This is a genomic window from Actinomycetota bacterium (assembly GCA_013152275.1).
GTDB lineage: Bacteria > Actinomycetota > Acidimicrobiia > Spongiisociales > UBA4744 > BMS3Bbin01.
The window spans coordinates 1-16,519 of record JAADGS010000020.1; the positions used below are offsets into that span (position 1 = coordinate 1).

General features: G+C 63.1%; 14 protein-coding genes. 5 read left to right on the forward strand and 9 right to left on the reverse strand.

Annotation, left to right across the window (positions count from 1 at the left end; all coding sequences use genetic code 11):
* Positions 1-49: 49 nt before the first annotated feature.
* Together GXP34_01960 and GXP34_01965 are read left to right on the forward strand one after the other, a co-directional pair.
* Complete coding sequence (locus GXP34_01960) at positions 50-319, forward strand: hypothetical protein (GenBank protein ID NOY54729.1); 270 nt, start codon at positions 50-52, stop codon at positions 317-319.
* Positions 320-653: 334 nt separating this feature from the next.
* The gene (locus GXP34_01965; protein NOY54730.1) at positions 654-1,031 is read left to right on the forward strand and encodes a hypothetical protein; all 378 of its coding nucleotides are present in this window, start codon (positions 654-656) and stop codon (positions 1,029-1,031) included.
* A gap of 919 nt (positions 1,032-1,950) precedes the next feature.
* Here the strand turns inward: GXP34_01965 and GXP34_01970 are convergent.
* The 3 genes from GXP34_01970 to GXP34_01980 are packed head-to-tail and all read right to left on the reverse strand — an operon-like array spanning position 1,951 to position 3,788.
* Entirely contained in the window at positions 1,951-2,142 is a 192-nt protein-coding gene (locus tag GXP34_01970; GenBank protein ID NOY54731.1) for a hypothetical protein, read from the reverse strand.
* Entirely contained in the window at positions 2,139-3,119 is a 981-nt protein-coding gene (locus GXP34_01975) for a hypothetical protein (GenBank protein ID NOY54732.1), read from the reverse strand. Before GXP34_01975 ends, GXP34_01970 begins: the two co-directional genes overlap by 4 nt.
* 18 nt (positions 3,120-3,137) lie before the next feature.
* Positions 3,138-3,788 (reverse strand): hypothetical protein, encoded by a 651-nt coding sequence (locus GXP34_01980; GenBank protein NOY54733.1) that lies wholly within the window; start codon positions 3,786-3,788, stop codon positions 3,138-3,140.
* A 627-nt stretch (positions 3,789-4,415) separates the two neighbouring features.
* Between GXP34_01980 and GXP34_01985 the strand changes: the two genes are divergently transcribed.
* Together GXP34_01985 and GXP34_01990 are read left to right on the forward strand one after the other, a co-directional pair.
* Positions 4,416-5,063, forward strand: coding sequence for a hypothetical protein (locus GXP34_01985; GenBank protein ID NOY54734.1), 648 nt, complete (start codon positions 4,416-4,418; stop codon positions 5,061-5,063).
* Positions 5,064-5,191: 128 nt separating this feature from the next.
* Positions 5,192-5,329, forward strand: a complete 138-nt coding sequence (locus GXP34_01990) for a hypothetical protein (GenBank protein ID NOY54735.1) — start codon at positions 5,192-5,194, stop codon at positions 5,327-5,329.
* 110 nt (positions 5,330-5,439) lie between these two features.
* Here GXP34_01990 and GXP34_01995 read toward each other — a convergent pair whose 3' ends face one another.
* From GXP34_01995 to GXP34_02020, 6 genes are all read right to left on the reverse strand, one after another.
* Positions 5,440-6,357 (reverse strand): hypothetical protein, encoded by a 918-nt coding sequence (locus GXP34_01995; protein NOY54736.1) that lies wholly within the window; start codon positions 6,355-6,357, stop codon positions 5,440-5,442.
* Positions 6,358-6,755: 398 nt separating this feature from the next.
* On the reverse strand, positions 6,756-8,195 hold the full coding sequence (locus tag GXP34_02000) for a glutamate synthase subunit beta (protein NOY54737.1): 1,440 nt from the start codon (positions 8,193-8,195) through the stop codon (positions 6,756-6,758).
* The gene (gltB, locus tag GXP34_02005; protein ID NOY54738.1) at positions 8,195-12,805 is read right to left on the reverse strand and encodes a glutamate synthase large subunit; all 4,611 of its coding nucleotides are present in this window, start codon (positions 12,803-12,805) and stop codon (positions 8,195-8,197) included. The genes GXP34_02000 and gltB overlap by 1 nt, the downstream gene beginning before the upstream one ends.
* Positions 12,806-13,444: 639 nt before the next feature.
* On the reverse strand, positions 13,445-14,650 hold the full coding sequence (locus GXP34_02010; GenBank protein ID NOY54739.1) for an NAD(P)/FAD-dependent oxidoreductase: 1,206 nt from the start codon (positions 14,648-14,650) through the stop codon (positions 13,445-13,447).
* 48 nt (positions 14,651-14,698) lie between these two features.
* Complete coding sequence (locus GXP34_02015) at positions 14,699-15,049, reverse strand: hypothetical protein (protein ID NOY54740.1); 351 nt, start codon at positions 15,047-15,049, stop codon at positions 14,699-14,701.
* Positions 15,046-15,726: a metalloregulator ArsR/SmtB family transcription factor gene (locus GXP34_02020; protein NOY54741.1), complete on the reverse strand. Its 681-nt coding sequence runs from the start codon at positions 15,724-15,726 to the stop codon at positions 15,046-15,048. The genes GXP34_02015 and GXP34_02020 overlap by 4 nt, the downstream gene beginning before the upstream one ends.
* A gap of 450 nt (positions 15,727-16,176) precedes the next feature.
* Here GXP34_02020 and GXP34_02025 point away from each other — a divergent pair, with 450 nt between their 5' ends.
* Positions 16,177-16,482, forward strand: coding sequence for a hypothetical protein (locus GXP34_02025; protein ID NOY54742.1), 306 nt, complete (start codon positions 16,177-16,179; stop codon positions 16,480-16,482).
* The last annotated feature ends 37 nt before the right edge of the window (positions 16,483-16,519 follow it).

Sequence of the window (16,519 nt, forward strand, 5' to 3'; positions counted from 1 at the left end):
CGGCAGCCATCCTGCCGTGAAAGCGGCCACCTCCCAGTGGATGTCGTGCATGGCAGAGCAGGGCTATGCCGTCACGTCTAGGGCAGAGCTATTGGGCCAGATAGAAGGGGCCGTGGCCGAGGAACTCGACAAGGCGGCAACGCTATCTGAGAGCAAGTACTCAGAACTGCTGCGCATGGAACGACGAGCATACTCGGCTGACCAAGATTGCGGTACCAGCCTCGACGACGCTATTCGGGAGGCAGGGGAGGAGTTCGACGCGCAGTTCCTGGCCACGCATGTCAACGAACTCGCCAGATTCCGCATCGAAAACCGATAGCTATGGTTCGGGCGGGCGGGAACAACTACCGCTCTGTTCGCGCCCGAGCTCACCAATCAAGGACTACATTGTGACTCCAGTTCTCAAACGCACCGTGCCACACAGAGCTCTTGTGCTGCTGGCGGGCGCCTTTGTGGCGCTGGCTGTTGCCGCATGCTCAGCCAGCCCATCTCCAACTACGTCGTCCCCAGTGACGGGACCAGGCACGTCGACATCCGTCGGCGGCAGCTCGGCGACCACGACGACTCATGCTGTCCCGACAACTCAGACGACAGAGGCTTCCACCACAACGTCTCCTGACGCCCAGCGCGACAACACCGCCCTCATTCAGCTGTTGAAACCGGTCGCGTCGTTGCCGGGGATCTCTCCTGGCGGCTGGGACCCATCTCACGGCGCACCGTACGAGGCGTACCTCTATCAGCGGGACGGTATTCTCCTGACAATGCTTGCCACCTATGCGGACGGCGATGACCTGGCGATGAAGTACGTCTTCGGCGAGGGCAACGAGATCCCTCCGTCGCAGACGGAGCAGTTCGGCGGCTGGTCGGTCACCCTGTTCAACGCGACTGGCGCTGATGGGATCTCGGCGGCACGCCTCGACGGGGTATGCGGACTCTACGACCTGTGGGCATTCGCAGCTGTTCCCGACGCGACGGCATTGGCCCCTGACGTCGTGTCTGTCGCCGACGCTGCGTCGTGTCCAGAGGGCTGATACCGACCAGCACACCCGATCAGCGCGGCCACCAGCCGCTCCAGGGTGAGATCAAGAAGGAAACCGGCAGCGTTCTCAGTGTGTGCCTGTGAAACAAGACCGATGTACACCGCGCTCGACGATTCGAGTCTGGCCCCGGTCGCAGGGTCGCCGAACCCTGCGAAAACCTTGATGGACGGATCGCCGCGCTCGACACGGTCCTCTAAGACTGAGCGGCGCCTTCTGGCAACGCAGAGTCTGCTCGCCGCAAGAAACGATCGGCCGCTCGTCTGCACCGACCTGTCGTGGCCTGGCTCGGCACACCGAGGCGGTGCGCTGGTCGCCGGTGAAACGAGCGGAGGTCATCCGGACCGACATCACGACGGTATATCGCTCTCTCGGGGACATCTGGAGGATCGAGGCGATGGGGGATTCGATGCGTTGATGTGGACACCTCGCTGGATGTGTGGGGCTGCCCAGGACGCGCTCAGGACGCGTTTCAGTGAGAACCACCGCAAAACACCGAGTACCGATGACAGGACAGAATGCCTGGTCAAAGCACATGTCTAGGCGTTTTCCCAGGTCGGCATGACGTGCCAGAACAGTCTGTTAATCCGTTTGTCGGGAGTTCGAGTCTCACTTCCGGAGCTTGCGGAAACTCCTGCAACCGGGGCTGGTGCATGGACCGTCGAGAGCCTCGGGGGGTGTTCATGCAGCATGACACGATGGTGATGCGCGTCGTGGGACCAGGTCGGGCGTCGTCGGTAGGGCGGCTGTCGGTCGATGTGGCCCGGGTGACGGGGGCCTGCGAGTGGGGCCCTCCTATCGAATCGGGTTCAAGGTCGCGAGCATCAGCCAGATGATCCCAACCAGCAACAACGTGCCGATCACGACCGAATAGGCATCGCGGTGGATTCGCTTCATCTCGATGACCTCCCTTTCATTGCTCGTCCCGGCGGCGCGGCCAGTGGTCTTGGATCCTGCTCATCTGCTTCGCCAGCACGATGAGCGCCGCAGCCGAGACTCCGAGCCAGAGGACATCTCCGCGGAACGCGCGGCCCAACCCGTAGACGCCGGCAGCCGCCGCCGCGAAGAACAGTATCAGTTCGGAGAATCCCTGCCGACGGTTCATGGAGCCTCCGTCTTCCCGACGCTCTCCTCTTGCAGCTCGCCTCCGGTCGACACCAGTTCGCCCGGAGCGGGGTAGCGATAGATCAATCGGTACAGACGAAGACGACGGGGGAGATCCCGAAGGCCGGGGAGCATGGGCACGGCAAGCAAGAAGATCAGAGCCGCCACCAGATTCCACAGGACGAAGCCCGTACCGACCGACCCACCCGGGAACTTCACGTGAAAGATCGCAGGGATGATGAGGTACCAAGGTCCCACGGAAAAGCCCCGCTCTTTCACCATGCCCCATTGGTCATCGGTGAGCCCATTCGTGATGGCGGAGTTCATCATGCCCGGGTGGTCGTAGAGCCAGATCGTCCCCAACTGCAGCGAGTGCCCCGGGTCCCGACCCACCAGGTACTGTTCGAGGTATCCGCGTTGAGCAAGTGTGAGGTCCGCCCGAACCAGCGTCGGCACCGGGCCGAAGTCTCCGGTCAGGGTGTCGAGCCGAGCGTAGTCGGGGCTGAGGACCATCCCCAGTGCTTCAGCCTCACCTGTCACCTTCGGGGTGATGGTTCCCAGGGCCTGTTCATAGGCGCCGGCCCAAGCCTGCCGTTGGGTGGTGCTTGCTTTCTCGTAGGTGCCCACGGCCTGAACAATGTTCGTGCCGAGCAGGGAGGCAAAGTCGCTCACGGGTCCGAGGACGAAGACCTGACTCGGCTCTCCCATCCCATGCGAGCCGACGTTTGCCCACGAGGCGGATGTTCCGTTGAGCTCCTGGGTGAAGGCGAGGACTGCCCCACCGGGATCGTCCTGAGAGACTCCGGCAATGGTGTCCCTCGGCCAGTTGGGCGAGCCCACGATGAAGGCGAGAGCGATCAGCAGGATGGCCAGGCCGCCGGCGATCAGCGGGTACTTCCAAAAACAGTGTCGAACGAGATGTCCCGGAGGCTGATCCGACATCTTGGTTTGCTCCGGCACGGTATCCGTGTGTTCCATCGTCCTCTCCTTAGATCCTCACAGTGGGCGGGCGATACCCTGAAGGCGCACCAACGTCACATGGGCGAAGATCAGGGCGAACATGATCACCGGGATGACTGCCACATGGATCGCGAGATCCACGGTGAAGTTCGCCGCCGAAAACAGGTTGAAGAAGAACGGTTCGGTGAACAGCATGTCGCTGGAGTGCATGGCCACAAACTGCGACTCCCAGTCTCCGCGCGCGAGGAGGCCGAACAGGTTCTCGCCAAGGCCGAGGAGCAGGGTGATCGTCCCGATGGCCCAGTTCAGCCGGCGCCGACCCCGGTAAGCTCCGGTTGCCCATACCCGGACCAGGTGCAGCACCAGGAAGAAGAAGAACGCCTGGGCGCTCCAATAATGGGAAGCCTTGATCACTTGACCTACGGGGCTGGTGAGCCACCAGAATGGGCCCAGCCAGGCAAGCAGGATCCCGGTGATGGTCAAGTAGAGGAACATGAGGAAGGTGATCCCTCCCATGCAGTACCAGTACGACTCTGCATAGAACGGCGCAGATTTCTTGAACAGCGCCCCCCAGGGTGGGAGGTAGGCGAACGATTCCAGTACCGCTCTCAGATAGCCATGCTCGGCGACGCGATCTCCAAATGCGTCCTCCGGCTCGGCGCTCACCTCGTCGCTCTCAACCGACACGCTCACACCTCCCGCCTTTCTTCGGCCACCTTACCCCTCGGGAGAACACTAGGTGCCTGCTGAGTACTACACGGCATCTCGGCGAACGTGCGTCGCCATTCGACATGGATCACCGCCACGGTTCCCGGCGGATGCAGGAGGCCGGGTCGATCTGCATCGACCCGTTCCATTCTCCGACCTTTCGAATCCGGCGGCAAGAGCCATCACGTTCGCCCGCGATCCGGCATCGGACCGGGGCTGTGGAATGGAACGCGGAACGCGAGACACGAAGCGCGTGATCCGAGGCACCGGGTACGAGGTGCATCCACCGACGGTGTCGGTGGCCGGACCGATCCGAGCCATCCCTGGGAGCGGTATCGACTCGCCGGCCTCGACATCGTCGACCTGGACCTGTCGTGACTCTGCGGCCGGATGGCTGTTCAATTCCGCTCAGCGCGTGGATGGAACTGCCACTCGACTTGGCAAAGCTTCCGTGTGGGCAGGAGCTTGGCGCTGTATCGTGAGGGCATGAACGAGGTCGTCGCCGAGGGTCGTCATGACTTGTCACGGGGCTCGGGGGTCCATCCTCTTGCGGGTCGTCGAGCAGTTCGGCACGACGGTGCCGTGGGACACTGACCGGTCTGCACCATGCCGGGATTCTCATTCTTCATCACCCTCACCGCTGGTGTCTTGGCATGGACCATGCAACGTCTCCCGAAGATCGGCGTTGCCGGAGGCTTCGGCCTCGCCCTGTTGTTCGTCATCGCCGGCAGTGTCCTCGACCGGGACCCGAGTGGGTGGATCAGCGGGGTCACGTTCGTTGCCGTCGTTACGGGAGGTGCGCTCCTCGGACGGATCCTGCCGGCCGGATGGGGGCCCATGGCGGTGTTGCTGGGGGTGCTCGCCACCATTGACATCATCTGGATCACGTCTGGCGGGGCGGCGAGTGATGCGGTACGGACCGTCGCGACTCTCACAGTTCGAAGTGGGAACTCCACGGCGGCGATCGGCACCGGGGATATCCTCCTCGCGGCAGCGATCGCGTCCCACTGGCGTAGTCGCGGCGCGCGCTTCGCGCCGGCCATCGCAGGTGCGCCGCTCGGCATGATCCTTGCCAATCTGTTCTTTGCCGTCTCCGGGGTAGCCAACCTTGCACTCGTTCCGTTCATCGCCGTGGGGTGGATCGGTACAGAAGTGTGGTGGAGGCGTATGGCGGGAACGGTCGTCACCGTCGGTGGAGAACTTGGGGCAACCGAACGCCGGGCCGAGCAAGACCACCGGCGCTCTGCACGGTGACCGACGGAGCCGCGACGGTGCTTGCAGGTGAGGTCAGCTCGCTCGGGCATCGTTCATTTCGTCGGACCTGCAAGTTGGTCACGTGCGGCGACCGCTTCGGCTCGGCGGCGACCACGGTACAGCCATCCATGATGTGGCCAATGGCGGTATGGGGCGCGGGGGCCGCCAATCCGGTGACTCCGCACACCACCGGCGCTTCCGACACGACACAGTCGCACCTTCTCACCGACCACCTCGCCGGTGCGTCCGGCATCCTGACCACCTGATGGCGCCGATCGTTGCCGAGACCGGACCGAGTCTCACGGTCGACTCTGGCGAGCAGGGCGAGGGGCGGGTGCAAACACCGAGTGCGTTCGGCATCATGGGATCCGCTCGATCAACCGACTGTCACCGAGGGTGGTTGTTCCTCCGAGACCGCCGTCCCGGGTGTCGTGAACAGTGGCTTGAACAGCCACACGGCAAGAGCCAGGAGGGCAAGGCCAAAGCCTACGAATACGGCCGTGCCCACCGATGAGGCGGCAGGATCATCGTTTACCATCATGACCACTCCCATACCGGCAACGGCGGTGGCGAGGAGGGCGCCCCACCCGATCACCGTGTACATGAGCTTCTTCGCCCAGGTCGCTCCGCGCAGTATGCCGACACCGGTGACGATCGCGACCGGTACCACGATGCCGAGGTCCATCAACTTGACAATCCAGAAGACGGTCGGGCTTTGGGTGTATTCGACGCCGTATGGCGCGCCGCCGATCACGTCCACGAGGCCCGGGAGGTGCAGGCCGAACGTCAGGAATGCCGCCAGGAAGAAGATCACCGTTACCGCCGTCCGACGCATTACGACGGACGGTTCGGGCAGCTTCCGTTGGTCGACGGCGTTCCACGCCATGACGAACGCGGCTCCCCCAAGAAGGAATACGGCGAGGAAGAGCGGAAAGAACCGCTCGCTGTTTCCCGGTCGCGAGGCGAACTCTCCACCGATCGTGAGTTGGGTGTACACGTAGATGGCGTAGCCGGCGGGAGCGAGTGCGACGACCGGGCCGGCGGGGTGGCTCCGCAAGGTGAGGACACCGGCCGCGAGCGCCGCCGGTGCCACCAGGATGAGCCCGATGGCGTCGCCGCCGACTATCTGGTTGAGGAGGTCGTCGACCACGTGATAGTTGATCAGGTGGAATCCGAGCGGACCGAGCAACGTCGCCGCAGCGACGCCGATGCCGAGACCGAACAACACGATCGCAAGTTGGCGCGCCGGACGACTCTCGCGTTCTGCTCGCGTCGACGCGGTCTGTGATGCCATCCTCGAACCATACAGCAACACCGCCGGCGTCTTCCCCCTCCGACGGTCCACCGTACATCTCATCTGCGCCCTGCCCGCCGAGCAGCATGACGAAGCGCCGATCGTATGTCGGTACGTGAGCCTCGAATCCCTCGTCGAGACCCGGATCCTGGTCATCGAACCCGACCATCTCGAGGAGGTGACATCGCCGCTCGAACCGGCATTCGGCCGGAATGGAACCTGTAAGGTCGGCACGAGATCACCCATACATCATGTCTCGAGACGTGACCCGACCCGGGTACGAAGTGTGTGGGTCACCGGCTCATGTGATGGAAGCGAGCACATGAAGTCGCCGGATCGAGCCCGGTCGTGGCGCGGACTCCCAATCCTTCCGATCGATGGAGGCGGCAGGCCGAGGCTCAGCAGGGAAGGTCGCTGTGACCCATCAGGTACTCGTCGACCGCCCGCGCACACCGGCGACCCTCGTTGATGGCCCATACCACCAACGATTGGCCACGACGCATGTCTCCGGCAGCGAAGACACCGGGCACGCTCGTTGCATAGTTGTCGGTGTCCGCCGCCACGTTCCCACGCCGATCGAGCTCGACACCGAGTTGCTCGAGTAGGCCCTCGTGGACGGGGCTGACAAACCCTGTTGCCAACAGGACGAGATCCGTCTGCAGCGCGAACTCGCTTCCGGCGACCTGGGTCATCACCCATCGCCCATCGACCTGCTTCCAGTCGACTCCGATACCTCGCAGCGTCTCGACTCGTCCGGCCGAGCCTTCGAACGAAGTGGTGGCAACCGACCACAAACGCTCGCAACCCTCCTCGTGAGATGTGGACGTTCGCAGCTTCGTCGGCCAGTTGGGCCAGATGAGCATCTTGTCGGGATGCTCCGGAGGCCGGGGCAAGAGCTCCAGTTGCGTGACGGAGGCAGCACCCTGCCGGTTCGCGGTTCCGACACAGTCGGCGCCGGTGTCGCCACCGCCGATGACCACAACGTGCCTGCCTTCGGCGGTGATCTGTTCCAGATCACCGGGGAACTCGCGGCCGACCCTTCGGTTCTGCAGGGTCAAGAATGACATCGCAAAATGAATCCCGTCGAGATCGCGCCCAGGGATGAGGAGATCTCGGGGCTTCTCACACCCGGCCGCCAATACCAGTGCGTCGTATTTGCTGACGAGGCGTTCCACCGGCACGTTTACGCCGACATGGCTGTTGACACGGAACTCGACACCCTCTGCCTGCATTTGCGCCAGCCGACGGTCGATAACCGACTTCTCGAGCTTGAAATCCGGGATCCCATAGCGGAGAAGGCCGCCGATCTTGGCGTTCTTTTCGAACACCTCGACCTGGTGGCCCGCCCGGGACAACTGCTGCGCCGCGGCCAAACCGGAGGGCCCCGACCCGATGACCGCGACGCGTCTATCGGTGTGTCTTCCGGGGATCTTGGGGTCGATCCACCGGTTCTGCCAGGCCTTTTCGATGATCGCGTACTCGATCGTCCTGATGGTCACCGGTGCATCGTGGAGATTGAGTGTGCACGCCTCCTCGCAGAGTGCCGGACAGACCCGGCCGGTGAACTCGGGGAAGTTGTTCGTCGAATGCAGCACGTCGACGGCCTCGCGCCAGTCGCCCCGATATACGAGGTCGTTCCAGTCCGGAATGATGTTGCCGATCGGACAGCCAACATGGCAGTACGGGACGCCACAGTCCATGCAGCGGGATCCTTGCTTCGCCACCGCCTCGTCCGTCAATGGAATCGAGAACTCGCGATAGTTCTTCCGGCGCTCCTCCACCGGCAGGTAGCCACGCTCTTGGCGTTCGATCTTCTGGAATCCTGTCGGTGAGCCCATCACACGCGCTCCACCGTCGGTGTGCGCTGCTGCAACGCCCGCCGATACTCCACCGGCACCACTTTGAAGAACCGGGTCAGGTACTCATCGAAGTGATCGAGGATCTCTTCTGCCCGGGAACTGTTGGTGAGGCGGGCATGGCGGGCGATGAGGGTCTTCAGCCGCCACACGTCGTGTCGCAGCGGATCGGCGAGAAGCTCCTCCGGAGTGGGGTTGTCGGAGACTTCGAGTGGGACATCGTTATCAGGTGTGACTCGCTCGATCTCGACCATATGGTGATTGACTCGCTGTTCGAAATCGCCGGCATCGTCGATCACGTAGGCGATCCCGCCGCTCATCCCGGCGCCGAAGTTCCTGCCGGCCTTGCCGATCACGACGACGCAGCCCCCGGTCATGTACTCGCAGCCGTGGTCGCCGATTCGCTCGACGACCGCAATGGCGCCGGAGTTCCGGACGGCGAATCGCTCCCCGGCTCCGCCGTTGAAGTAGCAGTCGCCGGAGATGGCTCCGTACAGCACGGTGTTGCCGATGATGATGTTCTCGCGTGGGACGAACGGGCCGGATGGCTCCGTCTCGATGATGATGCGGCCGCCCGACAGCCCCTTGCCGACGTAGTCGTTGGCGTCCCCTTCGAGGTGGAGCGTGATGCCGTGAGCCAGCCAGGCGCCGAAGCTCTGTCCGGCGGTCCCGTGCAGCTTGATGTGGATCGTATCGTCGGGGAGACCGGCGTGGCCGTATCGACGGGCCACCTCGCCCGACAGCATTGCGCCGATGGAAAGGTTCGTGTTGTTCACCGAGGTCTCGATCGAGACCGCTCGGCGGTGTTCGAGAGCCGGCATCGCCTTCTCGATGAGAACGTTGTCGAGAGCCCGATGTAGTGAGTGCCGTTGTTCTCCGGTGTTGCTGATGGCGACACCGGGCCCGGGCCGAGGCTTGAACAAGACCTTGGAGAAGTCCAGACCCTGAGCCTTCCAATGCTCGATCGCGTCCTTTGCGCGGATACGATCACTCTGACCGATCATCTCGGCAAAGGTGCGGAAGCCCAACCTGGCCATGATCTCTCGGGTCTCTTCCGCGACGAACATGAAGAAGTTGACGACATGCTCCGGTTTGCCGGGAAAGAGCTTGCGCAGCTCTGGGTCTTGGGTGGCCACTCCGACCGGGCAAGTGTTGAGGTGGCACTTGCGCATCATGATGCAGCCCTCGGAGATGAGAGCGGCGGTCCCGAAACCCACTTCGTCCGCCCCCAGCAACGCCGCAATCACGATATCCCGGCCGGTGCGGATGCCACCGTCGGTCTGAATGGCGATCCGTCCCCGCAGTCCATTGGCGACCAGGGTCTGGTGTGCCTCGGACAGACCGATCTCCCAGTGCGAGCCTGCCTGCATCACCGAGGTGAGAGGGCTGGCGCCCGTGCCACCCTCATTGCCGGAGATGAGGACATGGTCGGCGTGCGCCTTGGCGACACCGGCGGCAATCGTGCCGACACCGACCTCGGACACCAGTTTCACGCTGATGCGGGCTGTCGGGTTGACGTTCTTCAGGTCGAAGATGAGCTGCTTGAGGTCCTCGATCGAATAGATGTCGTGGTGGGGCGGGGGTGAGATCAGGCCGACACCCGGCGTGGAATGGCGCACCTTGGCGATCCACTCGTTCACCTTGTAACCGGGAATCTGGCCACCTTCGCCTGGCTTGGCACCTTGAGCCATCTTGATCTGGATGTCGTCGGCGTTTACCAGATACTCGGTCGTCACTCCGAAGCGACCCGACGCGACCTGCTTGACGGCGGACCGCATGGAGTCGCCGTTCTCCAAGGGAACGTACCTGCTCGGCTCCTCGCCACCCTCGCCCGTGTTCGACTTGGCGCCGAGCCGGTTCATCGCGATCGCGAGATTCGTGTGGGCCTCCCAGGAAATCGACCCGAACGACATGGCGCCGGTCGCGAAGCGTTTCACGATTTCGGAGGCCGGCTCGACCTCATCGAGAGGAATCGGTTCGTCGAGGAAATCGAGTTCGAAGAGTCCCCGCAGGTTCTTCAGCTTGTGGGTCTGGTCGTTGACCATTGCGGTGTACTTCTGGAAGAGGTCATAGTCACCGGATCGGACCGAGTGCTGGAGCGTGGAGATGGTCTCCGGGGTCCAGACGTGCACCTCGCCCTGCAACCGGAACGCATAGTCGCCACCGACATCGAGACCGGGGGTGAGATATGTCTTCGTGCCAAAGGCGGCCTCGTGGCGCCGGACGGTCTCGGCAGCGATCTCGTCGAGGCCGATACCCTCGATCACTGAGGGAGTGCCCGTGAAGTACCGCTGGATGAACTCGGTGTTCAAGCCGACGGCATCGAAGATCTGGGCACCGCAGTAGGACTGGAACGTTGAAATACCCATCTTCGACATCACCTTGAGCATGCCCTTGTTGAGCGCGTTGATATAGCGCCTCTCGGCCTCTTCCGGGGATGGGCTGCCGGGCAGCTCGTCGACGAGAGCATGGATACTGTCGAATGCAAGGTACGGATTGATGGCCTCGGCGCCGTAGCCACCGAGTAGGCAGAAGTCATGAACCTGGCGGGCCTCACCGGTCTCGACGACCAGTCCCACTTCGGTTCGCAGACCGGCCCAGATCAGATGGTGGTGAACGGCTGCGGTCGCCAGCAGGGCCGGTATGGCAATCCGCTCCACCTCCAGGCGCCGGTCGGACAGGATGAGGATGTTGCGACCCTCGCGTACCGTCTCGATGGCCCGATCACACAGTCTCTCCAACGCCTGGCGCATACCGGCGGCGCCTTCGCGGGCCGGATAGCAGATGGTCAGCTTGCGGGTCCGGAAGGCATCGTCGACGTGGTTCTCGATGCGACGAATGCGTTCCAGGTCCACATTGGTGAGGATCGGGTGTGTGACCTCCAGGCGCTTGTGGGTGCCACCGGTGTTGAGATCGAGCAAGTTCGGTCGGGGCCCGATCAGAGATACCAGTGACATCACCGTCTCCTCCCTGATCGGATCGATCGGAGGGTTGGTGACCTGGGCGAATCGTTCCTTGAAGTAGTCGTACAGCATCTTGGGACGGTCGGACAGCACCGCCGGGGGAGTATCACGGCCCATCGACCCGATGGGGTCCTTGCCTTCGGAGGCCATCGGCTTCAGGAAGAACTCGATGTCCTCACGGGTATAGCCAAAGGCCTTCTGAGTAGTGCGCAGGGTTCCCGCGTCCGGTCCCATGGCAGCGACCTCGGGCGGAAGTTCGGCGATATGGATCTGGGTTTCGTCGAGCCATTGTCGGTACGGCTTCGCCCCGGAGAGAGAGTTCTTGAGTTCCGCATCGTCGATGATGCGGCCCTGCTCGAGATCGATCAGCAGCATCTTGCCGGGTTGGAGACGCCACTTCTTGACGATCTTCTCCTCAGGGATGTCGAGTACGCCCATCTCCGACGCCATCACGACGAGGTCGTCATCGGTGACGAAATAGCGGGCCGGGCGGAGCCCGTTGCGATCGAGGGTGGCGCCGATCTGCCTGCCGTCGGTGAAGGCAACGGCGGCGGGCCCGTCCCAGGGCTCCATGAGGGCGGCGTGATACTCATAGAAGGCCTTGCGCCCGCCGTCCATCAACGGGTTGTCCGCCCACGCCTCGGGGATCATCAGCATCATGGCGTGACCGAGGGGATATCCGCCCGCCAGCAACAGGTCGAGTGCATTGTCGAACGTCGCCGAGTCTGACGCCCCATCTCCGATCAGGGGCCACAGCTTCTCGAGGTCGTCACCGATGATCTCCGACGACATGTTCTGCCGGCGAGCCATCATCCAATTGACGTTGCCCTGGACCGTATTGATCTCGCCGTTGTGACACAGATAGCGGAACGGCTGTGCCAGGCGCCACGACGGGGATGTGTTCGTCGAGAACCGCTGGTGGATGAGGGCAAGAGCCGATTCGGTCCGCTCATCGGCGAGGTCCTTGTAGTACACGGCGAGTCTCTTGGCCAGCATCATGCCCTTGTACGTGATGGTTCTGGCCGACATCGAGGTCACGTAGAACTCGCCTCGTCGTATGAGATAGGGAGCGCGTTTCTCCAGCTGGACATGGGCCTGTTTGCGAATCACGTACAGCTTGCGGTCGAAATGATCGGCGTCGACGATGTTTTCGCCGCGGCCGATGAACAGCTGGCGTATCACCGGTTCGATGGGCCTGACACTCTCACCAAGGCACGATGAGTCCACGGGAACGTCGCGCCACCCGAGCAGCTTCTGGCCCTCGCGTATCACCAGTTCGGTCAGGAGGTTCTCACACACGACGCGGTCGACGGGATCCTGTGGCAGAAAGATCAGTCCAACCCCATAGGTACCGGGTTCAGGAAGGCAGACCCCCTGTGCCGCCATTTCCGGCCGGAAGAAACCGTCGGGTATCTGGAGCAGCATCCCGGCACCGTCACCCGCCAGCGGGTCCGCCCCGACTGCGCCGCGGTGCGTGAGGTTCGCCAGGACCGTCAGCCCCTGGGTGATGATCTGGTGGCTCTTACGGCCTTTGATGTCGGCGACGAACCCGATGCCGCACGAATCGTGGTCGAGGACAGGTTGGTAGAGTCCTGCCGCCTGCTGAATCTGCTGTTCTTTACGCTTCATATTCCCTCACATCCGGTCGGTAGCCGACCAACCGGTTCTGGGTGAGAGTACCCAGAGGTCGGTCATTCTGCGAAGAATGAGGGCTATAGGAGGCGGCTCACGACGGGAATCCGCTTCTATCGCTCTTCACGTTGGGGCGCGGCGTGTTGTGAACTCCGGGGTGTAATCCTGAGATCGATCGATACGGGCGAGGGTCCCGCCATGCTGCGGAATGTGCGTTTGTGGGAGCGGAGGCTCTTGTCGGTGGTGCAAGGTGGTGGCGGTGCGACCGTCCCGGTGGGAACGCCCGGGTTCGCGGTCGGTGCCACCGAGGTCGTGACCGGTGAGCGGTGGCCGTATGTGGAGACGACCACCAATGTCGTGGGCCATCCGGGGTACGGCATCCGGGCGGTGGGTCACGCGGTCCTGAAAGGTGATGCAGGATCTGCCGAACTCAGGCGGACCGACGGTGCCGGTGTAGGCGACGCGTTGCTTGCGGTGTCCGGGTGCGGACCGTCAGGTCACGGCGCGGTCGGTGATGTCGAGTGGCATTGCTGTCCGGGCGGTCTTGCCTCGATAGGCCTGTGGAGGTCTGGCCTGCGATTCGTTCGCGGCCGGAGCCAGGCGCCGTTCAGCTCGTCAGACTTCTCGTTGTGCCGGCTAGAACCGTCGACGGAACCAGTTCTTCTCGAAGAGCACCTTTCCGAGGTGCCAGCGGCGGCCGGCCTTGTGGAGCTTGATCTGAGGGGTGGGTTCGGTGTAGAAGTCGCCACGGCCGAAACCTGCTCTGCCGCCGCCTGTCTCGATGAAGCATTCGCCGTATCCGTCGTACCGTACCGGTTCACCCTTTCCGGTGATCTCTCTGGCGATGTTCTGCGCGACCACTGCCGCCTGGTGTTCGGCGAATACTCCTGCCATGGGTAGAGGCTTTCCCATCATGAGGGGAATCACGGTCACATCCCCAATCGCGTACACATCGCGGAACTGCGTATCCATCGTGTTGCGGTCCACGGGGATCCAACCCGAATCGTCGACAAGACCGGCCTCACGGACAACGCGTGGAGCGCGGTGGGGTGGCACATAGGCGAGCAGATCGAAGTCTGCGTGTGCGTCATTGTCGAACACGATGCGTCGCGCTTGAGCGTCAACCCGTATGACTTGGTGTCGGGGGTAGTAGCCGATCCCGTTGTCTTCAACCATCCGGCGTACCCCTGCTGATACTTCGGGGCCGGTGACGCCCATGGGTGCGGGCTCGGCGGTATACAGGTCAACTCGGCTCTTGTCACCGATTCCTCGCTTACGGCAATAGTCCTTGATGAGCATCGCTGCTTCATACGGTGCCGCCGGGCACTTGTAGGCGGGGGTCGCCGTGAGGACGATGATCCGTCCACCATCGAAGGCCTCGAGGGCGTCGCGGAGGCTCTTGGCGTTGGCCAGCGTGTAGAAGTTGTGCCCGGCTTCTGCCAGGCCCGGGATGCTGCCGGGGGCAAGTTCGACACCGAGTGACACAATGAGGTAGTCGGCATCCAGATCCCGGCGTCCACTGCCAGGCCTGCCCGAGACAGGATCATCCTCCAAAGATCGGTCGACGACGTGTACGCGGCGCTCTTCAGGTTCGATCCGCTCGATCTCACCGTGTGCGACCTCGATGCCTTTCCTGGCGAGCCGCTCGAGGGGACGACCTATTTCGCGAACGGTGCGTTGTCCGGTCATGAGCCACAACAAGGATGGAGCGAACAGGTGGTCGCGTTCGCGGTCGACGATGATCACTCGATGCTGTTCAGGCAACTCCTTACGCAGCGATGTCGCCGCTACCACTCCGCCTATTCCACCACCCAGAATCACGGTGGTCTTGGCATCGCTCATTGCGTTTCCCGTCGGTTCGTCGAACACGTCTCACCCTGGCCGGCCATGTCAGAAGACAAGGACACGATCGGCGTGCAAGGTCCAGTCGGTCAACTCGTCCAGCGTGCCGCGGTGACATCCGTCGGCGAGCTCTTCGGCGCTGATGCCCCGGGCATCCATGCATGTTCCACACACGCCGACCGCGCCGCCCCGGCGGGTCACCGATCGGAGCATGCGTTCGAGGTTGTAGTAGCCCTGGGGCACCTTTTGCCCGGCTTTCGCACAGGCTGCGCCGTCGCCGAGGAGGAAAACCTGCACATGTTCGCCTTCTCGCCTGGCGATCGATCCGGCAAGGCGTAGCCCGTTGTAGCTGCGCTCGGTCCCGTAGGGCGGGTCGTTGAGAATGAACAGGACGTTCATCCTTGCGGTTCCTTTCCCACGGCCACTGGCAGTCCCGCTTGGCGCCACTCGGGGAGCCCCTCCTCGAGACGCCGCGCCCGGAATCCGTGACGATGCAACAGCTCCAGAGCCTGGGGAGCAAGAACGCAATACGGTCCCCGGCAGTAGGCGACGATCTCGGCGTCCCGAGGCAGACTCGCCAGCCTCCGCTCGAGTTCGTTGAGCGGCACTGAGATCGCTCCGGGAATATGGCCCGCCTCGTACTCCTCACCAGGGCGAACATCCAGCACGATCACATCGCCGTCGTCGGCGCGGGAGAGCAACTCCTCCTTTCCCACAGGGTCGAGTTCGTCCCGAGCCTCGAAGTAGTCGCGCATCACCTGGTCCACTTCCGCGTAACGATCCCTGGCCAGGTCACGAAGCGAGAAGAAAAAGCCGCACACCGTCTCGTCGGCCAAGCGATAGAAGACCCTCGTTCCCTCCCTGCGAGTCTCGACCAGCCGGGCTTCGCGAAGCACTCTCAGGTGGGCAGAAGTGTTCGTCACACCCATCGCCGCTGCCTTCGCCAGAACCTCGACGCTTCTCTCACCCTGACAGAGAAGATCGAGCAGCTCGATGCGTTTCGAATTGGCAACCGCCTTGCCGATGCGAGCAAACTGCTCATAGAGACCGTCCTTGACCGCTCTGCCCGTCTTCAGCACGTGAACCACACTCCTTCACCGTTCTATAAAACTATAGAATACCAGTATATCGCGGGTGGCGAGTCGAGAAAGCTGTCCAAGAAACGAGTCCATCCCGATGTGGGGATGGGACTGGGGTGCGGGATGGATGTTCCTGTGGATACGCCCTTGTGGGTTGGCGTGGTCCTCCTCACTACGCGGGGGGTCACTCCTCTCCGACCTCACGATCCAAGGGTTTGGATTCCGAATCATCGCCTCGGCAGGCAAGAGTCTCATGGGAGGGCTCGTCCCTGAAGATCCGGGCACTCTGCGTTCGAGCCTTCTATTCCAGGCCACGCCCAGGCCGGCGAGTGGCGGTGGGTTTCTTGCATTCGGATGATGGCAACGGCACCGGAGCCCGCAGGGAAGCCGCGTTGGTCCGCACCTCTGCGCAACGACATGAACGCGCCCGAAGAAGGTGCCATGGCGATGACCGCCTGGTCGGCCGAGTCTGCCGGGGTGTCGTTCGTTGCCGGATTGGAGCTCGCGTGGGTCGCTCGTGCACTCGAAGACCCTCATGTGACGTCTGTAGCTCTCACCGAGACAGAGCTTGCGTTTGAGCAGGTGGGAGCGCTCACCAAGGTGGGGACCCCGGAGAGCGAGATCGATCCGGTCGAACGCGCCGCCGGGCTCCGCGTGGCACAGACACGGGCGCCGGTGCGACGGTTCCATCGGCATCGGCCGTGCATCCCAGCTCGTTCCGGTCCGGCCCCGCCGTCAGGTCGAAGGGCGTGACCAGGGTTGCCGGTGGCCCGGATGCGGGCGCACCAGC

Excerpts from the sequence above, each read along its gene's own strand:
- GXP34_01960 (NOY54729.1), top strand. The coding sequence starts at position 50 with ATGGCAGAGCAGGGCTATGCCGTCACGTCTAGGGCAGAGCTATTGGGC.
- GXP34_01970 (NOY54731.1), bottom strand. The coding sequence starts at position 2,142 with ATGAACCGTCGGCAGGGATTCTCCGAACTGATACTGTTCTTCGCGGCG.
- GXP34_01975 (NOY54732.1), bottom strand. The coding sequence starts at position 3,119 with ATGGAACACACGGATACCGTGCCGGAGCAAACCAAGATGTCGGATCAG.
- GXP34_01985 (NOY54734.1), top strand. The coding sequence starts at position 4,416 with ATGCCGGGATTCTCATTCTTCATCACCCTCACCGCTGGTGTCTTGGCA.
- GXP34_01990 (NOY54735.1), top strand. The coding sequence starts at position 5,192 with ATGATGTGGCCAATGGCGGTATGGGGCGCGGGGGCCGCCAATCCGGTG.
- GXP34_01995 (NOY54736.1), bottom strand. The coding sequence starts at position 6,357 with ATGGCATCACAGACCGCGTCGACGCGAGCAGAACGCGAGAGTCGTCCG.
- GXP34_02000 (NOY54737.1), bottom strand. The coding sequence starts at position 8,195 with ATGGGCTCACCGACAGGATTCCAGAAGATCGAACGCCAAGAGCGTGGC.
- gltB (NOY54738.1), bottom strand. The coding sequence starts at position 12,805 with ATGAAGCGTAAAGAACAGCAGATTCAGCAGGCGGCAGGACTCTACCAA.
- GXP34_02010 (NOY54739.1), bottom strand. The coding sequence starts at position 14,650 with ATGAGCGATGCCAAGACCACCGTGATTCTGGGTGGTGGAATAGGCGGA.
- GXP34_02015 (NOY54740.1), bottom strand. The coding sequence starts at position 15,049 with ATGAACGTCCTGTTCATTCTCAACGACCCGCCCTACGGGACCGAGCGC.
- GXP34_02025 (NOY54742.1), top strand. The coding sequence starts at position 16,177 with ATGACCGCCTGGTCGGCCGAGTCTGCCGGGGTGTCGTTCGTTGCCGGA.